An 18,584-nucleotide genomic window follows, 5' to 3' on the forward strand; every position below is an offset into this window, starting at 1 on the left:
CCCCCGGCCCCGCCGGTACCGGAGAGCAGGCCGGCGTTGCCACCGGCCCCTCCGGCCCCGGCCTGCCCGTCGTCGGCGCTTCCGCCGGTTCCGCCGACCCCGCCGGCGCCGATGAGCATGCCGGCGTTGCCGCCGTGTCCGCCGGCCCCACCCGTCCCGGTGTCGCCGAGCCCGCCGACGCCGCCGCCACCGCCGGCACCGAACAGCAGACCGCCCGTGCCGCCGGCGCCTCCGACACCGCCGGTCAGCAGGCCGACCCCGCCGGGGCCGCCTACCCCGCCGGCACCGAATAACCCACCGGCGCGGCCGCCGGCACCGCCCGCAGCGCCGGTGCCGGGGTCACCGATCCCGCCTGGGCCGCCGGCCCCGCCATGGCCGACCAGTAGCCCGCCGGCTCCGCCCTGTCCGCCGTTGCCACCGGTGGTGGTGCCGAACCCGCCCGCGCCGCCGGCGCCGCCGGCGCCGAACAGCCCGGCGGCGCCGCCGGCCCCGCCGTTTTGGCCGGTTCCGCCCGCCCCGCCGGCCCCGCCGTTGCCGAGTAGCCACCCGCCGGGCGCGCCCGGTGCCCCGGTCCCCGGAGTCCCGTTGGCGCCGTTGCCGATCAGCGGGCGCCCCGTCAGCGTCAGGAAGGGCGTATTGATCAGGTTGAGCAGATCCTGCTGTACCGTCTGCGCCGGATTGGCCGCAAACGCCGCTACATTGGCGGCCTCCGCGTCGGCGTAGGCTCCCGCACCCGCGCTCAACGCCTGGGCAAACTGTTGGTGAAACGCCGCCGCCCGCGCACCGACTGCCACGAAGCCCCGACCGTGCGCGGAAAATAACGCCGCAACGGCCGCCGACACCTCATCCTCGGCGGCGGCCAACACCCTTGTCGTCTTGGTCGCCGCGGCCGCATTGGCCGCGCTAAGCGTCGAACCGATCGTGGAGACATCCGTTGCCGCCGCAGCCATCGTGTCCGGGGCTGCGATCAAATTGGACATTGCTGCCCTCCCGCGCCATCGACCCCCGGGATGGCCAAAAGTATGGCGCGAACGTCCAACGTCCACAAGGGTGTTACGAACAGCAGACGGGCGCAGGTCGCGCGGACCTGCGCTCCGTGCTTGCCCCAACGTTGGGGCACTCGGGAAAATGTGAACGGACCATTTCGCGGGAGCCAGGTGATCGACTGCGGCACATATCCGCCAGCGAATGGAGCCACCTAGGAGAATCGAACTCCTGACCTGCTCATTACGAGTGAGCCGCTCTACCGACTGAGCTAAGGTGGCGTGCCCTGCCGGGCGGCACGAGTCTACGGCAGCCCGGCCGAGTCACCCAAGTTCCTGGCCGATGGTCGCCACCATCGCGTCGACGGCGAACTTCGGTTTGACATTGATGGCCAGCGCCTCGCGGCACTGAAGCACCGCCTCGATGCAGCGCAGCAGCCTCTCGGGTGAGGCATGGTCGGCCAGCGCGGCCACCCGCTCGGCCATGTCGGGGTGGTTGGCCCGCACGCCACCGGCGTGCGCCGACGCCACCAGCGCATCCCGGAAGTAGGTCGCCAGGTCGATCAGCGCGCGGTCCAGGGCATCGCGCGACGCCCGTGTCTGCCGCGACTTCTGCCGTCGCTCGAGGTCCTTCATCGCGCCGGCGGCACCCCGCAGCGCACCCGCGGTGCCCTTGCCCGTCCCACCGGCGCCCAGCGCCGTCCGCAGCTCTTCGGTCTCGGCCTCGGCGCGGTCCGCGGTCAACACCAAGGCCTCCGCCTCGGCCGCCGCCACCAGCTCCTCGGCGGCGGCGTAGGCCTTGGAGGGCGTCGCGGCGTCGCGCACGAGCCCCAGCGCCCGCTCCCTCCGCTGCCGGGCCTCGGGGTCGGTGGCCAGCCGGCGCGCCCGCCCCACGTGCCCGCCGCTGACCGAGGCCGCCCAGTTCGCCGCGGCGGCGTCCAGGCCGTCGCTGTCGATGAGCACCTGCGCGATGGCCTCGGTCCGCGGGGTGACCAGCGCGACGTGCCGGCACCGGGAGCGCAGGGTAACCGCGATGTCCTCGGGATCCACCGACGGCGCGCACAGCAGGAAGACCGTCGACGGTGGCGGCTCCTCGACGACCTTCAGCAGCGCGTTCGCCGCGCCCTCGGTCAGCCGGTCGGCGTCCTCGATCACCACGATCTGCCGGTGCCCGGTGGTGGGCCGGCGCGACGCGATCTGCACGATGGAGCGCATCTCGTCCACCCCGATGGACAGCCCCTCGGGGATCACCCGGCGCACGTCGGCGTGCGTGCCGGCCATCGTCGTCGTGCACGCGCGGCAACGCCCGCACCCGGGCTCGCCGACGCTGGTGCATTGCAGCGCGGCGGCGAAACACAACGCCGCCACCGAGCGCCCGGAACCCGGCGGCCCGGTGATCAGCCACGCATGTGTCATAGTCCCGTCGGCCGCATCGCTGTGAGCCGGATCACCGCGGGCGGCGCGCGCCGCGGCGAGCAACCCGGCCACCACGGCCTCTTGGCCTACCAGCCGCGTAAACACTCCGGACATCACGGCAACATTAGTGACACCGGCCGACAGATACCGATCGGCCACCGTATCGCGACGATTCCGTTACTTCCTGCGCGTTTCGGCAGGTGCCGGCGACTTGCCGAGATACTTATTGTTTTCCGCCAAGTCCGCCCTGCCCGATACGGTGGATTGGTGGCAACCGCGGTAGCACTGCCCGGGCGAATCAACGCGTTCGTCCGGTGGGTGGTGCGCACCCCGTGGCCGCTGTTCGCGCTGAGCATGCTGCAGGCCGACATCATCGGCGGTCTTTTCGTGCTGGGCTTCCTGCGCTACGGCCTGCCGCCGCAGGACCGCATCCAGCTGCAGGACCTGCCGCCGGTCAACCTGGCCGTCTTCGTCAGCGTCGTGATCTTCCTGTTCCTGGCCGGCATCGTGTTCAACCTCAGGCTGATGCTGCCGGTGTTCCGCTGGCAGCGCCGCGACAATCTGCTCGCCGACGACGATCCGGCCGGCACCGAACTGGCCCGCAGCCGCGCGCTGCGCATGCCGTTCTACCGGACCCTCACCAGCGGCGTCGCCTGGTGCATCGGTGGTGTGGTGTTCATCATCGCCAGCTGGTCGGTGGCCAAATACACCGCGCCGGTCGTGGCGGTCGCCACCGCGCTGGGCGCCGCCGCGACCGCGATCATCGGTTACCTGCAGTCCGAGCGGGTGCTGCGGCCCGTGGCCGTCGCGGCCCTGCGCAGCGGGGTCCCGGAGAACGTCAAGGCCCCCGGCGTCATCCTCCGGCAGATGCTGAGTTGGATGCTGTCCACCGCGGTGCCGCTGCTGGCGATCGTGTTGGCAGTGGTGGCCGACAAGGCCTCCCTGCTGCACGCCACGCCCGAAAAGCTCTTCAACCCCATCCTGCTGCTGGCCCTGGCCGCGCTGGGCGTCGGGCTGGTCAGCACCCTGTTGGTGGCGATGTCCATCGCCGACCCGCTGCGGCAGCTGCGCTGGGCCCTGTCCGAGGTGCAACGCGGTAACTACAACGCGCACATGCAGATCTACGACGCCAGCGAGCTGGGCCTGCTGCAGGCCGGCTTCAACGACATGGTCCGTGACCTGTCCGAGCGGCAGCGCCTGCGCGACCTGTTCGGCCGCTACGTCGGCGAGGACGTGGCCCGCCGCGCCCTCGAGCGCGGCACCGAGCTGGGCGGCCAGGAGCGCGACGTCGCCGTGCTGTTCGTGGACCTGGTCGGCTCCACGCAGCTGGCCGCGACGCGTCCGCCCGCCGAGGTCGTCCACCTGCTCAACGAGTTCTTCCGCGTCGTGGTCGACACCGTCGGCAAGCACGGTGGGTTCGTCAACAAGTTCCAGGGCGACGCGGCACTGGCCATCTTCGGCGCGCCGATCGAACACCCCGACGCGTCCGGCGGCGCGCTGGCCGCCGCCCGCGAGCTGCACGACGAGATATTGCCCGTGATCGGCTCGGCGGAGTTCGGCATCGGGGTCTCTTCAGGCCGCGCCATCGCCGGCCACATCGGCGCGCAGGCCCGCTTCGAGTACACCGTCATCGGCGACCCGGTCAACGAGGCCGCGCGGCTCACCGAGCTGGCCAAGCTCGAACCCGGGCACGTGCTCGCGTCGGCGATCGCGGTCAGCGGCGCCCTGGACGCCGAGGCGCTGTGCTGGGATGTCGGCGAGGTGGTCGAGCTGCGCGGGCGCGCGGCACCGACCCAGCTGGCCCGGCCGGTGAGACTGGCCACCCCCGAAGACGTTGCCGCGGAACAGGTTTCCAGCGAGGTGCGCAGCTAGGCGCGCTTGGTGGCCTTCTTCGCCGGCGCCCTGCGGGTGGACTTCTTCGCCGGGCGCTTGGCGGGACCCCGGGCTCGCCGGTCGGCCAGCAGCTCGGCGGCGCGCTCGTCGGTGATCGACATCACGTCGTCGCCCTTGCGCAGGCTGGCGTTGGTCTCGCCGTCGGTGACGTACGGCCCGAACCGGCCGTCCTTGATCACCATCGGCTTGCCGGACGCCGGATCGGCGCCCAGCTCGCGCAGCGGCGGTGCCGAAGCGCTCTGCCTGCCACGGCGTTTGGGCTCGGCGTAGATCTTCAGCGCCTCTTCGAGGGTGATGTCGAAAATCTGATCCTCGGTGGCCAGCGAACGAGAATCGTTGCCGCGCTTCAAATATGGGCCATAACGCCCGTTCTGCGCGGTGATCTCCTCACCGGATTCGGGATCCACGCCGACCACCCGGGGTAGCGAGAGCAGCTTGAGCGCGTCCTCGAGGGTCACCGTCTGCAGGTCCATGCTGCGCAGCAGCGAACCGGTCCGCGGCTTGGGCCCGGTGGGCTTCTTGCCCTTCTTCGCCGGGGTCCCGGCCCCACCGTCATCCTCGTCGGGCTGCGGCGGCAGGACCTCGGTCACGTACGGCCCGTACCGGCCGTCCTTGGCGACGACCTCGTGACCGGTTTCCGGGTCGACGCCCAAGACCCGTCCCTCCTGCGGCGTGGCGAAGAGCTCCTCGGCCACCTCGAGGGTCAGCTCGTCGGGGGTCAGCGAGTCGTTGAGGTTGGCCCGCTGCGGGGTGGGCTCGCCGTCGTCACCCGTCACGATGCGTTCCAGGTAGGGGCCGTTCTTGCCCACCCGGACGTAGACCGGCCTGCCCTGCGCGTCGTCAAACACCTTGATGGAGTTGACTTCTCGCGCGTCGATGCCTTCGAGGTTGACGCCGACCAGCTTCTTCAGGCCACCGGAGCGGGCCACCGAGTCGGGCACGCCGTGATCGCCGCCGAAGTAGAAGTTGTTGAGCCAGTTGGTGCGTCGCTCGGTGCCCGACGCGATCGCGTCGAGCTCGTCCTCCATCGCCGCGGTGAAACCGTAGTCGACGAGCCGGCCGAAATGCTGTTCCAGCAACCCGGTGACGGCGAACGCGACCCACGAGGGCACCAGCGCGCTGCCCTTCTTGTACACGTAGCCGCGATCCTGAATGGTCTTGATGATCGACGAGTACGTCGACGGGCGGCCGATGCCCAGTTCCTCCAGGGCCTTCACGAGCGAGGCCTCCGTATAGCGCGCCGGCGGGTTGGTGGCGTGGCCGTCGGGCGTGAGCTCGAGGGCCTCCAGCCGCTGCCCCTCGGTCAGGTGCGGCAGCCGACGCTCGGCGTCGTCGGCCTCCCCGCCCGCCAGCTCGTCCACGGTCTCCACGTAGGCCTTGAGGAAGCCGGCGAAGGTGATGGTGCGTCCGGTCGCGGAGAACGTCACGTCCCGTTCGCCCGACCTGCCAGCGATCCGCAGGCTCAGCGTGGTGCCGCGCGCGTCGGCCATCTGGGAGGCGACGGTCCGCTGCCAGATCAGCTCGTACAGCCGGAATTCGTCGCCGTCGAGCTCGCGGCGCACCGCGTCCGGGGTCGCGAACGTCTCACCGGCCGGCCGGATCGCCTCGTGCGCCTCCTGGGCGTTCTTCACCTTGCGGGTGTACTGGCGCGGCGACGGCGAGACGTACTCCTCGCCGTACAGCTGGCGCGCCTGGGTGCGCGCCGCGTTGATCGCCGACTCCGACAGCGTCGTGGAGTCGGTACGCATATAAGTGATGTAGCCGTTCTCGTAGAGGCGCTGCGCGATGCTCATCGTGCGTTCCGAGGAGAACCGCAACTTGCGCCCGGCCTCCTGCTGCAGCGTCGACGTCATGAACGGCGCATAGGGGCGCCGGGTGTAGGGCTTCTCCTCGACCGACGCCACCGACAGCTGAGCGCCCCGCAATCCGGCCGCCAGCTCGGTCGCGCCGGCCTCGTCGAGGATCACCACCTCGTCGGCCTTGCGGAGCTGACCCAGTGAGTCGAAGTCGCGTCCGGTGGCGACGCGCAGGCCGTTCACATTGGTCAGCCGGGCCGTGAAGGTGGGCGGTTGAGCCTGCGGGTCCGACACGCTGGCGTCCAGCTGGGCGATGACGTCCCAGTACGACGCGCTGCGGAAGGCCATCCGGTCGCGCTCGCGCTGCACGATGATCCGGGTGGCCACCGACTGGACCCGGCCCGCCGACAGCTTGGGCGCGACCTTCTTCCACAGCACCGGGCTGACCTCGTAGCCGTACAGCCGGTCCAGGATGCGGCGGGTCTCCTGCGCGTCGACCAGGTCGATGTCCAGGTCGCGGGGGTTTTCGGCGGCCTCCAGGATTGCCGGTTCTGTGATCTCGTGGAACACCATGCGCTTGACCGGAATGTTCGGTTTGAGGGTTTCCAGCAGGTGCCAGGCGATGGCTTCGCCCTCACGGTCACCATCCGTCGCCAGGTAGAGCTCGTCGACGTCCTTCAGCAGGCCCTTCAGCTCGCTGACGGTGCTCTTCTTCTCGGGGCTGATGATGTAGAGCGGCTCGAAGTCGGCGTCGACGTTGACTCCCAACCTGGCCCACGGCTCGGACTTGAATTTCGCCGGGACGTCGGCCGCGGCGCGGGGCAGATCACGGATGTGGCCGCGCGAGGACTCGACGATGTAGCTGGAGCCCAGGTAGCCGGCCAGCTTGCGCGCCTTGGTAGGCGACTCGACGATCACGAGCCGCCGACGGCTGCCATTTCCGCCGCTGACGCGGTCTTTTAGCTTCGGGTCAGCCAACTGCGCTTACGCTCCATCTCTTATACCGGCCCCCCTTGCGAGACCGCCCTGCAGGAAGAATGACAGGCCGGCGTCCGAAATTCCGGTGAAATCAGGTACGCCAGCGTTCCTTCGCCCTTCAGGGCACCTGACAATTTCGCACCCTCGGGCGGGCCTGCGCAAACCGGCCGCCGAAATTCCAGGGCCTAGCGCCCGGCTAGACGCGGGGCCACAGCGACAACGCCTCGTCGCCGTCGGGGGGTTCCCCCACGTTCTCTACCAGGCGCGATAGCCTTCGACGGCCGCTGATCCGAAGCGCCGGCCGGCCACCGCGGGTGCCGATCAGGGTGGGCGCGATTCCGACCCGCATCAACGCCGACGCGAGCGGGGAATGGGTGTCGGGTGCGTGGGGATCAAGACCGAGCAGATAGTGGTCGTTCTCGGGGTTGCCGGCCGCCAGCGTCCACGCCCGCAGCTCCCGCGGTCCGGGCAGCCATCGCGGGGGCACCGTCTTGACGGCACCGCGGGTCCATTCGGCGGCGAGCGTCACCAACGACGGGGTCACCGCCGTGCGCACCAAGGGGCTGTCCTCGTCGGTGCGGCCGATCTCGGGCACCAGACCGGCATCGCGGATCATCACGGCCAGCGCCGAGGCCCGCCACATGCGATCCACGACCACCGAGAGCCGGGCGCCCTGAGCCTGGCTTTGCGACGGGGCGCCGACCAGGACGATCTGGCCGGGGGCCGCCAGCACCCCGGACAGATCGGCGGCCGCGGGCGGCACCGACTCCGCAGTGAAGAAGGAAAGCTGGCTCACGCCACCGACAGTAGGCCAGCTGGCCCGCCCGCGCCTTCAGGTTTTCGGCGCGGCGGCACGAGCGCCCGCCGAGCAGACGGAAAAGCCCCCAAATCGGTGCCGAAGTGGGGGCTTTTGTGTCTGCTCGCGTCTTAGACGGAGCGGACTCCGGTGGCCTGGGGGCCCTTAGGGCTGTGGCCGATCTCGAACTCGACCTTCTGGTTTTCTTCGAGGGTGCGGAAGCCCGAACCCTGGATCTCCGTGTAGTGGACAAAAACATCCGCGGAACCGTCTTCGGGAGCAATGAACCCGAAACCCTTCTCCGCGTTGAACCACTTCACAGTTCCCTGTGGCATCTCTCGATCTTTCCTTTTCTTTTGGATGCGGGGCACCGCCTTTCGGTGCCCCGGGCCGAGCACGACCGCCATACCTCGCTGAGTCGCCGGAACTTCACCCGACCGATTAACCTCGCAGGAACCGCGGCCGCAACGTTGTTCCTGCGAAAGTTTGACACGAACACAGAAGCTGCGACCGCAAATAGTCAACCATGTTCATGGCGTCGGCGACAGACTTGTGTGCTGGACGGATTCTTGGAGGGTGTGAGGTGGCGAGTTTCGGCGCCGACCTGCTCACCGTCGCGCTCGCCGGTACGGCGGCGGGCGAGCGTCCGCTGCGCCATGTCGCCGAGCTGCCCGCGCGCAGCGGCCGGCCGCACAGCTGGCCGGAGTGGGCCGAGCCCGACGTCGTTGGCGCGTTCGCCGCGCGGGGCATCGAAGTGCCGTGGTCGCACCAGTTCGAGGCGGCCGAGCTGGCCCACGCCGGCCGGCATGTGGTGATCAGCACCGGCACCGCGTCGGGCAAGTCACTGGCCTATCAGCTTCCCGTCCTCAACGCGCTCGCGACGGACCCGCGGGCCAGGGTGCTGTACCTGTCGCCGACCAAGGCGCTCGGTCACGACCAGCTGCGCACGGCGCACGCACTGACCGCGGCGGTCGCGCGGCTGCATGACGTCGCTCCCACCGCCTATGACGGCGACAGCCCCGCCGAGGTGCGCCGCTTCGCCCGGGAGCGCTCCCGCTGGTTGTTTTCCAACCCGGACATGATCCACCTGTCGATCCTGCGCAACCACGCCCGCTGGGCGGTGCTGCTGCGCGGGCTCCGCTACGTGATCGTCGACGAATGCCACTACTATCGAGGCGTTTTCGGCTCGAACGTGGCGATGGTGCTCCGTCGGCTGCTGCGGCTGTGCGAGCGCTATTCCGCTCGCCCCGGCTGTGAGCCGACCGTCATTTTCGCCAGCGCGACGACGGATTCGCCCGGCGCGACGGCGGCCGAGCTGATCGGCCGTCCCGTGTCGGAGGTCACCGAGGACGGCTCGCCGCAGGGGGCCCGGACGGTCGCGTTGTGGGAGCCCGCGTTGCGGGCAGACCTGACCGGCGAGAACGGGGCGCCGGTGCGGCGCTCCGCCGGCGCCGAGGCCGCGCGCGTGATGGCCGACCTGATCGCCGAGGGGGCGCAGACCCTGACGTTCGTTCGGTCGCGGCGCGCCGCGGAATTGACGGCGCTGGGAACGCGGGCACGGCTCGACGACATCGCCCCGGACCTGTCGGCGAAGGTGGCGTCGTACCGGGCCGGCTATCTCGCCGAGGACCGCACCGCGTTGGAGCGCGCCCTGGCCGAGGGCCGGCTGCGCGGCCTGGCCACCACCAACGCGCTGGAGCTGGGCGTCGACATCGCGGGCCTCGACGCGGTGGTGCTCGCCGGGTTCCCCGGGACGGTCGCCTCGTTCTGGCAGCAGGCCGGCCGGTCGGGTCGGCGCGGCCAGGGGGCGCTCGTCGTGCTGATCGCCCGCGACGACCCGCTGGACACCTACCTGGTGCACCATCCCGCGGCGCTGCTGGGCAAGCCCGTCGAGCGGGTGGTGATCGATCCCGCCAACCCCTACATCCTCGGCCCGCAGCTGCTCTGCGCGGCGACCGAGATGCCCCTCGATGAGGCCGAGGTCCGGGATTTCGGGGCCACGGAGGTCGCGCAGGGCCTGGTCGACGACGGCCTGCTGCGGCGGCGCAACGACAAGTACTTTCCCGCGGCCGGCATCCAACCCCATTCCGCCGTGGACATTCGGGGCTCGGCGGGCGGCCAGATCGTCATCGTCGAGGCGGACACCGGGCGGCTGCTGGGCAGCGCCGGCGTCGATCAGGCACCGGCGTCGGTGCACCCGGGAGCGGTCTACCTGCATCAGGGCGAGACCTACGTCGTCGACTCCCTGGACGTCGAGGACGGGATCGCGTTCGTCCACGCCGAGGATCCGGGCTACGCGACGTTCGCGCGCGAGCTGACCGACATCGTCGTCACCGGGGCCGGTGAACGTTGCGAGTTCGGGGCCGTCAGCCTGGGATTGGTGCCGGTCCGGGTCACTCATCGCGTGGTGGGCTACCTGCGGCGCCGGCTGTCGGGCGAGGTCATCGACTTCATCGAGCTGGACATGCCGGAACACGTGCTGCCCACCACCGCCGCCCTGTACACGATCGCTCCGGATGCCTTGCTGCACAACGGCATTGAGGCGCCCCGGGTTCCCGGCTCGTTACACGCCGCCGAGCACGCCGCCATCGGACTGCTGCCGCTGGTGGCCAGCTGCGACCGCGGCGACATCGGTGGCCTGTCCACCGCGATCGGTCCCGACGGGCTGCCCAGCGTCTTCGTCTACGACGGCTACCCGGGCGGGGCGGGGTTCGCCGAACGGGGCTTCCGCCAGGCGCGCACCTGGCTGGGCGCCACGGCCGCGGCGATCGAAGCGTGTGAATGCCCGAGCGGATGCCCGTCGTGCGTGCAGTCGCCCAAATGCGGCAACGGCAACGACCCGCTGGACAAGTCCGGGGCAATAAGGGTGCTGCGGTTGGTGCTGGCGGAGCTGGGTCACGACGCACGCTGACGTCTCGGGATGGCGACCGACCCCTCAACGGTCGACCCCCACAAATCAGCGTCGTGACAGACGCCGCAAGAACGCGCTGTTCCTCACTGCCGAAGAAATCTCAACGTACCACCACCTCGCGCGGCAGACAGCCGGATCACGCGGGCGAACCTACAAACATTCCCGTGTCTCCGCCCGCCGATCGCTGTTGGTCCGGCGGTGAGCGCGCCGGTGCCCCGGCGGTCATGGTGGGAGCGCCCGGCTGGTCGGCAACGGCGGAAACGGCGGCAAGGCCATCGCCGGCCTGCTCGGCCAGAACGGGACGACCGGGTCGACGCAACCACCGACGCGGTGGCGCTCGGCTCGCACGGCCGCCTCCCGGGATGTCGGCGCGACGAGTCGCGGCCGTAAAATCGCCCGCATGGCCCACGACTGGTTGCTCGTGGAGACGTTAGGGGGCGAGCCCGCCGTAGTCGCGCAGGGACGGCAACTCAAAAACCTCGTCCCGATCACGACGTTCCTGCGCCGCAGCCCCCATCTCGCGGCCGTGCGGACAGCGATCGCCGAATCGGTGCAGACGGGGCAGAGCCTGACCAGCATCACCACCAAGCGCGACCGCGTCATCCGCACCGAGCCGGTGGTCATGTCCGACGGTCACATTCACGGCGTCCATGTCTGGACCGGCCCCGCCGACGCCGAGCCCGCCGAACGGCCCGTCCCCGGGCCGCTGAAGTGGGACCTGACCCTCGGCGTGGCCACCGACACCCGGCAATCCCTGTCAAACAGCGGCAAGAATCCCGACGTCGAGGTCACCTTGGGCAGGGCCTTCGCCGAAGACCTCCCGTCGCGCCAGCTCAATCCGAACGAAGCCAAGGTGCTCGCCATGGCGGTCCGGGCCAAACCCGGCCAAACGATCTGCAGCACTTGGGATCTCACCGACTGGCAGGGAAATCCCATCCGGATCGGCTTCGTCGCGCGGACGGCTTTGGAGCCGGGACCGGACGGCCGGGACCACCTGATCGCCCGGGCCATGAACTGGCGCTCGGTGCTCAAGGGCCCGGTCGTGTCCACCGACGATCTGGCGCAACGGATCCTGAACGGACTGGCCCAGGCCGGGGTGCACCGGGCGCTCGTCGATCTTGACGGCTGGACGCTGCTGAAATGGCTCGACGAGCCCTGCACCTTCTACGATTGGCGCGGCAGCAAGACGGACAGGCCGAGGGTCCACCCCGACGACGAACACCTGAAGGCCTCCATGACAACGGAATTCGCCGACGGCCCGACCAGTCGGGTGCTGCGCATGCGGGGCCACGACGACGATTGGGTGCCGGTGCACGTCACCGTCAACAAGGTGGAACTCGAACCGGACACCTTCGCCGGACTGGTCTCGTTGCGATTGCCGACGGACGACGAAGTCTCCGCCGCGGGACTGCCGACAGCATCGCACGACACGGCCTAGCCGCGGCGGTCGGCGGGTCCCGCTCGCGCGGCGGCCCGCGCGGCACCGCCGAAGGCCACGGCCACCTGGACGGTGACGACGACGTCGAGGTCATCCACCGCGCATCGCGCCTCGTCCACTCGCATCGCCCGCGTCACGGCCGTCGCGCGCGCGCAGGCCGCCGCGACTCCGGCCGGCAGCCGGCCCGCGGCGGCCAGCGCGGCCAGGTCGGCCGCGGCCTGCGCACGATGCCGCGCCACCACCGCCGAACCGACATAGGCGCCCGCACCGGTGAGCCACAGCAGTGCCGCCACCATCGCGGCCGCCAGCACCGTCGCCGAACCCCGATCATCCCCGGGGCTCGGCCGCCGCCACCGCCCTGGCCGCAATATCCAAGGACGGCAACACCGTTGAGTGGACGACGACCGCGGCGACCACGAATTCGCCGTCATGACGCACCTCGATCCGCGCTCCCGCAGGAGCGACGCGGCGCGCGGCGTCGACCGCCGACCGCTCGTCACCGCGCGCCGCCAACCGGGCCGCCTCGCGGGCGGCGTCGACGCAGCGCACCTGCATCGACACCACGCTGACACCGGCCAGGCACACCACCAGCACCACGACCAGCGTCGCGACCGCCAGCGCGGCCTCGACCGTGCTCGCGCCCGCACAACCCGTCAGACCTTGGTGTTGAGCGCGCGACCGATGATGTTGGTCAGCGCCGAGACGATGGAATCGCCGGTGACGACGGTGTAGAGGATCGCCCCGAACGCGGCCGCGGCTATCGTGCCGATCGCATACTCGACCGTCGACATGCCCGACTCGTCGCTCGCCAGCACGGCCAGGCGCGCCAGCAGCACACGAAACCTGTTGCCCATCAATACCTTCCTTCCGTTTCACAGCAGGCCCGACTGCAAGACATCACCGGCCAACCCCGCCACCACCGGCACGATGCCCAGGCACACGAACGCCGGCAAGAAGCACAGACCGAGCGGTCCGGCGATCAGAACCCCGGCCCGCTCGGCGGCCGCCGCGGCGGCGTGCTCGGCGTCGTGGCGCGACTGGTCGGCCAATTCGGCGACCCCGCCGGCCAGCGCCGCGCCGGAGGACGCCGAACGCCGCGCCAGCCGCAGCAGCGCATCGATCTGCGCGCCGGCCGGGCCGCCGGGCGGTTCCGGCGGGATCGACCATGCGACAGCGGGATCGGCGCCCAGGGCGAGCAGATCCGCGGCGCGCCGCAACACCCCGGCCAGCTGTGGCGGAGCGGACGGGGCCGTGGCCGCCGCGGCCGTCGACACCGCCATGCCCGCCCGCAGGCACACCGCCAGCACGTCGAGGCTGGACGCGACCGCCAGCGGGTCTCCGGCGCGCCGCGGCCTTGACCACCGCGCGTTCCGGTCGGTGCCGCACCGCATCCCCGCGCGCGTCCGCACCACCGACGGGGCCGGGCCGATCCACAACGCCACCGCCAGCAGCACTGCCGCCGCGCTCATGCGCCGGCCCCGTCGATGATCCGGTCCGCCCACAGCAGCCCGGCGCACGCCAGCGTCGACCCCACGACCAGCAGGCAACCGCCGGCGTGTCCGGCCAGCAGAAAACTCAGCGGCCGGGCCCCGATCAGTTGACCCAGCAGCACGCCGAGCACCGGCAGGCCCGCCAATATCGTCGCGGTGGCGCGCGCCCCGGCCATGCTCGAGGACATGCGCGCCGAAAAGCGTTGCCGCTCAGCGATATCGCGCTGTGCGGCGCGCATCAGCGTGGCTATCGCCAGCCCGTGTTCGCCGGCCAGTTGCCAGCACACCGCGAGCCGATCCCACTGCGCGGGCAGCGCCGACGAGCGCGCCGCGGCGCGCAGGCCGGCGGTGACGTCGGCGCCCAACCTGGCGCGCGCCGCGACCGCGCGCAGTGCCACCGCCACCGCTCCAGCGGTTTCCTCGGCTGCGACGCGGAACGCGCGCACCGGATCGGAGCCCACGCGCAATTCGCCGACCAGGAGGTCGAGGGCGGCTTCCAGCGTTCGGCCTTCGTCCGCGGCGCGCCGGATCCGGCGGCGCCGCCCGTAGCGCAGGCCCGCGGTAGCACCCACCACCGCGGCCGCGAGGACCGCCGTCGCGGGCAACAGTGCGGCCGCGGCCACCAGGGCGCCGGCGGCGACGCAGGCCACCCCGGGGCGGCCGGCGGCGGGCCACCGGGGATTACGCGCCGGGCGCGGCAACCGGTGCCGCGGCGACGGCGGAAGTGCCAGCAGCGCAAGGGCTGACAGCAGGGCGGCCGTCGCGAAGTGATTCATGCCGGTGTCCGGCTGCGCAGCAGCCGATGCAGGTCGGCCGCATCGTCGGTGAGGCCTCGGTCCGCATGCCAGGCGGTGACCGCCCGGACCTGTCCGTCAGCGCGGCGCAACACGGCTATTTCGCCGAGCCGACGCCGGCCGGCCCGGTCCCGAGCGACGTGCAGCAGCACCTGCACCGCCGCGGCGAGCTGACTGTGCAGCGCCGACCGGCCGAGGCCGCCGAGCGCGCCGAGCGCCTCCAGCCGGGCGGGTACCTCCCCGGGACTGTTGGCGTGCACCGTGCCCGCGCCCCCGTCGTGACCGGTGTTCAGCGCCGCGAGCAGATCGACGACTTCGGCGCCCCTGACCTCGCCGACCACGATGCGGTCGGGTCGCATCCGCAACGCCTGCCGGACGAGCTCCCGCAGCGGGACCTCGCCGACCCCTTCGACGTTGGCGCAGCGTGCGACCAGCTTGACCAGGTGCGGATGGCGGGGCGCCAACTCGGCCGCGTCCTCGACGCACACGATCCGTTCGGTGGGCGCCACGGCGCCCAGCATGGCGGCCAGCAAGGTGGTCTTGCCGGCCCCGGTACCGCCGCACACGAGGAAGGCCAGCCGGGCGGCGATGACGTCGGTGATCAGCGCGCCGGCCGCGGGATCGATCGCGCCGGCCGCGGTCAGCGCCGCCAAATCCTGTGTGGCCGGCCGCAATACGCGCAACGAGAGGCAGGTGCCGCCGGCCGCGATGGGCGGCAGCACGGCGTGCAGCCGCACCGCGAACCCACCGGAACCGATGCCGGTCAACTGGCCGTCGACCCAGGGCTGCGCATCGTCCAGGCGCCGACCGGCGGCCAACGCCAGCCGCTGCGCCAACCGCCGCACCGCCGCCTCGTCGGCGAACCGAATCCCGCTGCGCCGCAGTCCGTTTCCGTCATCAACCCACACCGCGTCGGGCGCGGTGACCAAGACGTCGGTGGTGCCGTCCGCGCACAACAACGGTTCGAGGATGCCGGCACCGGTGAGCTCGGTTTCCAGCACGCGGAGATTGGCGAGGACCTCGGTATCGCCGAGCATCCCGCCGGACTCGGCCCGGATCGCGGCGGCCACCACACCGGGTCGCAGCGGGACGGATTCGGCCGCCAGCCGCTCGCGCACCCGTTCGATCAGCGAGCCGCTCACGCCGCGCGGCCGTTGCGCATCGATCCGGCCGACGGCAGCACGGCCAGCACCCGGCGGGCCGCCAGCGCCAGGGGACAGCGCCGGCCCAGCCGCAGGCCACCGCGTTCCAACTGCCCGGCTAGTTGCGGCTGGGCCCTGACGGACGCGAGCAGCGGCAGGCCGGCGATGTCGGCGATCTCGCGCGCCCGCAACCCCCCGGGCGACGGGCCCCGCACGACCAGCCCGAGATTGGGATTGGCGGCGGCCAACACGGGAACCATCGCCGCGGTCGCCGCGCACGCCCGCACGTCGCAGCGACTGACCACCACGACGAGATCGGCGGCGTCCAGCGCGGCTTGCGTCGCATCGGTGAGACGGCGCGGCAGGTCGCACACGACGGCGACCCCACCGCGGCGCCCGGCGTCGACCACGGCGCCCACCGGCGCGCCGCCCAACTCGTAGCCGTGGCGGGTGCCGGACAGCACGCTGATGCCGCGGTGTCGCGGCAGCGCCTCCCGCACCGCCGACCAGTTGAGCCGCCCGCCTTCCAACGCCAGGTCGGGCCACCGCAAACCGGGCGCACTTTCCCCGCCCACCAGCAGATCGATGCCCCCGCCCCACGGGTCGAGGTCGACGAGGAGCGCGTCGCCGGCGGCCTGGGCGACGGCGACCGCGAGCGACGACGCGCCGGCCCCGCCGCAGCCGCCGACTACGGCTAACACCGCGCCGCGCGAGCCGTCGTCTCGCGCGGATTCGCCGGCCTCGGCGAGCTCGCGGACCAATTCGCGCTCTTGCTCGGGCAGCCTTAGCACGTGTTGGGCGCCGACGGCGACGGCCGCCGCCCGCGCCGCCGACGCGGGGTGCACGAGCGTCACGACGCTGACGTGGGCGCGCCGCGGCAGCGCCGCTTGCCCGCATCGGTCCGCGGCCACCTCGTCCAGCACCACCGCCGCTGCCGCCGACCACGCCTTCCGGCTCACCGCCGGCGCGCCAGCGTGAACCACCCGCAGACCGACCGCCGCGGCCACCCGGTCGGTCTCGTCGCGCAATTTCAGGTCGGTCAACATCGCCAACACGGCCGACGACCCCGCCGCATTCGTGCCCGTGGTGCTGGTCATCCATCCACCCTGCGGGGCCGTGACCTTGGCACACCAGTCCCAAAGCCGGATTTGTGGATAGAGACGCGAGTGTGTACAAACGCCTCGCCGGCGGACTCATCGGCCGCTCGGCGGCGCCCTCTCCCGCAACGCGCGAGAGCCGGCGGCCAGAGGCCCGGCCGGAGCGGAAAATTTACCCTAGAAAAGGGACGACCCCCGCCAGGGGGGGAGGAGGCGAGGGTCGTCGTGTATCAGCCCCGGGGGGTCGGGCTGATGCACCCTCGGCTCAGGCCGAGTAATGCTTACTATACACATGACAGTCCGCACTAACGCAAGTAGTTGTTCCGGCGAAAGGTGCGTTGAGCCGCAAAAATACCGACGGTATGTTCTTGCGGTGGCGATGAGCGGCCGTTTTCGTCCCGACGCCGCGGTGTCTCCGGACGGCCGACCTATGCTGGGTTGGTGACCGTATCCGACTCGGCCGCGCGGCAGCAAACCCCACCGGAAACAGCTGCGACTACCGCTTCCCGCGCCCGTACCGCCGCCTTCTTCGACCTCGACAAGACCATCATCGCCAAGTCCAGCACCCTGGCTTTCAGCAAACCGTTCTTCAACCAGGGACTGCTCAACCGCCGCGCCGTGCTCAAGTCGAGCTACGCCCAATTCATCTATCTGCTCTCCGGCGCTGATCATGACCAGATGGACCGGATGCGCATCCACATGACCAACATGGTCGCGGGTTGGGACGTCGAACAGGTCAAGTCGATCGTCAACGAAACGCTGCATGACATCGTGACCCCGCTGGTGTTCGCCGAAGCCGCGGACCTCATCGCCGCCCACAAGCTGTGCGGCCGCGACGTCGTCGTGGTCTCGGCCTCCGGTGAGGAGATCGTGGCCCCCATCGCCCGGGCGCTCGGCGCGACGCACGCGATGGCGACCCGGATGGTCGTCGACGACGGCAAGTACACCGGCGAGATCGCCTTCTACTGCTACGGCGAAGGCAAGGTGCAGGCGATCCGCGAACTGGCCGCGCGTGAGGGTTATCCGCTCGAACACTGCTATGCCTACTCGGACTCGATCACCGATCTGCCCATGCTCGAGGCCGTCGGCCACCCCAGCGTGGTGAATCCGGACCGCGGTTTGCGCAGAGAGGCCGTCGAGCGCGGCTGGCCCGTGCTGACGTTCTCCCGCCCGGTGTCGCTGCGGGACCGGATCCCCGCGCCGTCGGGCGCCGCGATCGCGACCACCGCTGCGGTGGGCGTCACCGCGCTCGCCGCCGGCGCGGTCACCTACTCGCTGCTGCGCCGCTACGCCTTTTAGCCACGGCAGCTGACAAGCCATTCGCGCATTGCTTTTTTGCTTCGCAATTAGACCTTGATGTGATGGTGGTCTAGTAGTACAAAGGAACCACGGAAGCCCGGTGAGGCCAAGGTCGATCCGGAGGAGAAGGATCGTTCTCCCGAGTCGGGCGCCCAGCATGGAACCCGGCACCCACGCGGAGTCATAGCCGCGATAATGGCAGAAGTGTTGCGGGCCTGCGTAATTGCGAAAAGCGGAAGGCGTCGACGGCCCTTTGGGTGGGGCTGCAGCCGAAAGCATCGCAAGATCGCCGAGGCCAACCCACGCAGCCCAGAAAATGCACGCTTGGTAACCGAGTTCCGTGCTAGCGGGCGGCGGACCGAATATTTCGGGACGTCGCCCGCTTTACATTTGTAAAACAATTTCTTTCACGCCGATTCGCGGGCGGCCGGCTACCGTTTGGGCAGCGACTCGGCGATCGACAAAGCCTCCTGCGCACCCGCTGCGCCTGGAACGGCTCACCGTGCGCGGCTGGCAGTTCCTGGTGCTGTTCACGATGGGCGTGATGGTGT

The 18,584-nt window shown here is 70.9% G+C and carries 16 protein-coding genes and 1 tRNA gene; 4 read left to right on the forward strand and 13 right to left on the reverse strand.

The window, feature by feature from the left end:
• From A5696_RS20715 to A5696_RS20725, 3 genes are all read right to left on the reverse strand, one after another.
• The coding region (locus A5696_RS20715; protein ID WP_156738517.1) for a PE family protein at window positions 1–980 on the reverse strand (980 nt) is incomplete at its 3' end.
• A gap of 209 nt (window positions 981–1,189) precedes the next feature.
• A tRNA-Thr gene (locus tag A5696_RS20720) sits at window positions 1,190–1,265 on the reverse strand.
• A gap of 42 nt (window positions 1,266–1,307) precedes the next feature.
• Complete coding sequence (locus tag A5696_RS20725) at window positions 1,308–2,513, reverse strand: DNA polymerase III subunit delta' (RefSeq protein ID WP_067882880.1); 1,206 nt, start codon at window positions 2,511–2,513, stop codon at window positions 1,308–1,310.
• 105 nt (window positions 2,514–2,618) lie between these two features.
• Between A5696_RS20725 and A5696_RS20730 the strand changes: the two genes are divergently transcribed.
• Window positions 2,619–4,271 (forward strand): adenylate/guanylate cyclase domain-containing protein, encoded by a 1,653-nt coding sequence (locus A5696_RS20730; RefSeq protein ID WP_156738518.1) that lies wholly within the window; start codon window positions 2,619–2,621, stop codon window positions 4,269–4,271.
• On the opposite strand, the gene topA is transcribed toward A5696_RS20730, so the two are convergent.
• The 3 genes from topA to cspA all read right to left on the reverse strand — a co-directional run bounded on the left by topA (window position 4,268) and on the right by cspA (window position 8,197).
• Window positions 4,268–7,066, reverse strand: a complete 2,799-nt coding sequence (gene topA, locus A5696_RS20735) for a type I DNA topoisomerase (protein ID WP_067882881.1) — start codon at window positions 7,064–7,066, stop codon at window positions 4,268–4,270. The two genes, A5696_RS20730 and topA, sit on opposite strands and share 4 nt — an antisense overlap.
• Window positions 7,067–7,262: 196 nt before the next feature.
• The gene (locus A5696_RS20740) at window positions 7,263–7,862 is read right to left on the reverse strand and encodes a hypothetical protein (RefSeq protein ID WP_067882882.1); all 600 of its coding nucleotides are present in this window, start codon (window positions 7,860–7,862) and stop codon (window positions 7,263–7,265) included.
• 131 nt (window positions 7,863–7,993) lie between these two features.
• On the reverse strand, window positions 7,994–8,197 hold the full coding sequence (cspA, locus tag A5696_RS20745; RefSeq protein WP_007166602.1) for a cold shock protein CspA: 204 nt from the start codon (window positions 8,195–8,197) through the stop codon (window positions 7,994–7,996).
• 248 nt (window positions 8,198–8,445) lie between these two features.
• Between cspA and A5696_RS20750 the strand changes: the two genes are divergently transcribed.
• Complete coding sequence (locus tag A5696_RS20750) at window positions 8,446–10,773, forward strand: DEAD/DEAH box helicase (RefSeq protein ID WP_067882883.1); 2,328 nt, start codon at window positions 8,446–8,448, stop codon at window positions 10,771–10,773.
• Between the two features lie 400 nt (window positions 10,774–11,173).
• Window positions 11,174–12,211: a PAS domain-containing protein gene (locus tag A5696_RS20755; protein ID WP_067882884.1), complete on the forward strand. Its 1,038-nt coding sequence runs from the start codon at window positions 11,174–11,176 to the stop codon at window positions 12,209–12,211.
• Here the strand turns inward: A5696_RS20755 and A5696_RS20760 are convergent.
• From A5696_RS20760 to ssd, 7 genes are read right to left on the reverse strand one after another with little or no spacing between them, the layout of a single operon-like run.
• Entirely contained in the window at window positions 12,208–12,522 is a 315-nt protein-coding gene (locus A5696_RS20760) for an Rv3654c family TadE-like protein (RefSeq protein WP_067882885.1), read from the reverse strand. The two genes, A5696_RS20755 and A5696_RS20760, sit on opposite strands and share 4 nt — an antisense overlap.
• A gap of 16 nt (window positions 12,523–12,538) precedes the next feature.
• On the reverse strand, window positions 12,539–12,868 hold the full coding sequence (locus A5696_RS20765) for a TadE family type IV pilus minor pilin (protein ID WP_082956302.1): 330 nt from the start codon (window positions 12,866–12,868) through the stop codon (window positions 12,539–12,541).
• Window positions 12,865–13,065, reverse strand: coding sequence for a DUF4244 domain-containing protein (locus A5696_RS20770; RefSeq protein WP_067882886.1), 201 nt, complete (start codon window positions 13,063–13,065; stop codon window positions 12,865–12,867). Before A5696_RS20770 ends, A5696_RS20765 begins: the two co-directional genes overlap by 4 nt.
• 18 nt (window positions 13,066–13,083) lie before the next feature.
• Window positions 13,084–13,680, reverse strand: coding sequence for a type II secretion system F family protein (locus A5696_RS20775; RefSeq protein ID WP_197517039.1), 597 nt, complete (start codon window positions 13,678–13,680; stop codon window positions 13,084–13,086).
• On the reverse strand, window positions 13,677–14,477 hold the full coding sequence (locus A5696_RS20780) for a type II secretion system F family protein (RefSeq protein WP_067882887.1): 801 nt from the start codon (window positions 14,475–14,477) through the stop codon (window positions 13,677–13,679). Before A5696_RS20780 ends, A5696_RS20775 begins: the two co-directional genes overlap by 4 nt.
• Window positions 14,474–15,637 carry a TadA family conjugal transfer-associated ATPase gene (locus tag A5696_RS20785; RefSeq protein WP_067882888.1) on the reverse strand — a complete coding sequence of 388 codons (1,164 nt, stop codon included), beginning with the start codon at window positions 15,635–15,637 and terminating at the stop codon, window positions 14,474–14,476. The genes A5696_RS20780 and A5696_RS20785 overlap by 4 nt, the downstream gene beginning before the upstream one ends.
• Entirely contained in the window at window positions 15,634–16,683 is a 1,050-nt protein-coding gene (gene ssd / locus A5696_RS20790; protein WP_067882891.1) for a septum site-determining protein Ssd, read from the reverse strand. The genes A5696_RS20785 and ssd overlap by 4 nt, the downstream gene beginning before the upstream one ends.
• 492 nt (window positions 16,684–17,175) lie before the next feature.
• Here ssd and A5696_RS20795 point away from each other — a divergent pair, with 492 nt between their 5' ends.
• A complete protein-coding gene (locus A5696_RS20795) occupies window positions 17,176–18,033 on the forward strand; it encodes an HAD-IB family hydrolase (RefSeq protein WP_067882893.1) in 858 nt (285 codons plus the stop codon).
• Window positions 18,034–18,584: the final 551 nt, after the last annotated feature.

Source organism: Mycobacterium sp. E2699, from assembly GCF_001666745.1.
Classification (GTDB): Bacteria; Actinomycetota; Actinomycetes; order Mycobacteriales; family Mycobacteriaceae; genus Mycobacterium.

Excerpts from the sequence above, each read along its gene's own strand:
- A5696_RS20725 (WP_067882880.1), bottom strand. The coding sequence starts at position 2,513 with ATGTCCGGAGTGTTTACGCGGCTGGTAGGCCAAGAGGCCGTGGTGGCC.
- cspA (WP_007166602.1), bottom strand. The coding sequence starts at position 8,197 with ATGCCACAGGGAACTGTGAAGTGGTTCAACGCGGAGAAGGGTTTCGGG.
- A5696_RS20775 (WP_197517039.1), bottom strand. The coding sequence starts at position 13,680 with ATGAGCGCGGCGGCAGTGCTGCTGGCGGTGGCGTTGTGGATCGGCCCG.
- A5696_RS20755 (WP_067882884.1), top strand. The coding sequence starts at position 11,174 with ATGGCCCACGACTGGTTGCTCGTGGAGACGTTAGGGGGCGAGCCCGCC.
- A5696_RS20780 (WP_067882887.1), bottom strand. The coding sequence starts at position 14,477 with ATGAATCACTTCGCGACGGCCGCCCTGCTGTCAGCCCTTGCGCTGCTG.
- A5696_RS20770 (WP_067882886.1), bottom strand. The coding sequence starts at position 13,065 with ATGGGCAACAGGTTTCGTGTGCTGCTGGCGCGCCTGGCCGTGCTGGCG.
- ssd (WP_067882891.1), bottom strand. The coding sequence starts at position 16,683 with ATGTTGACCGACCTGAAATTGCGCGACGAGACCGACCGGGTGGCCGCG.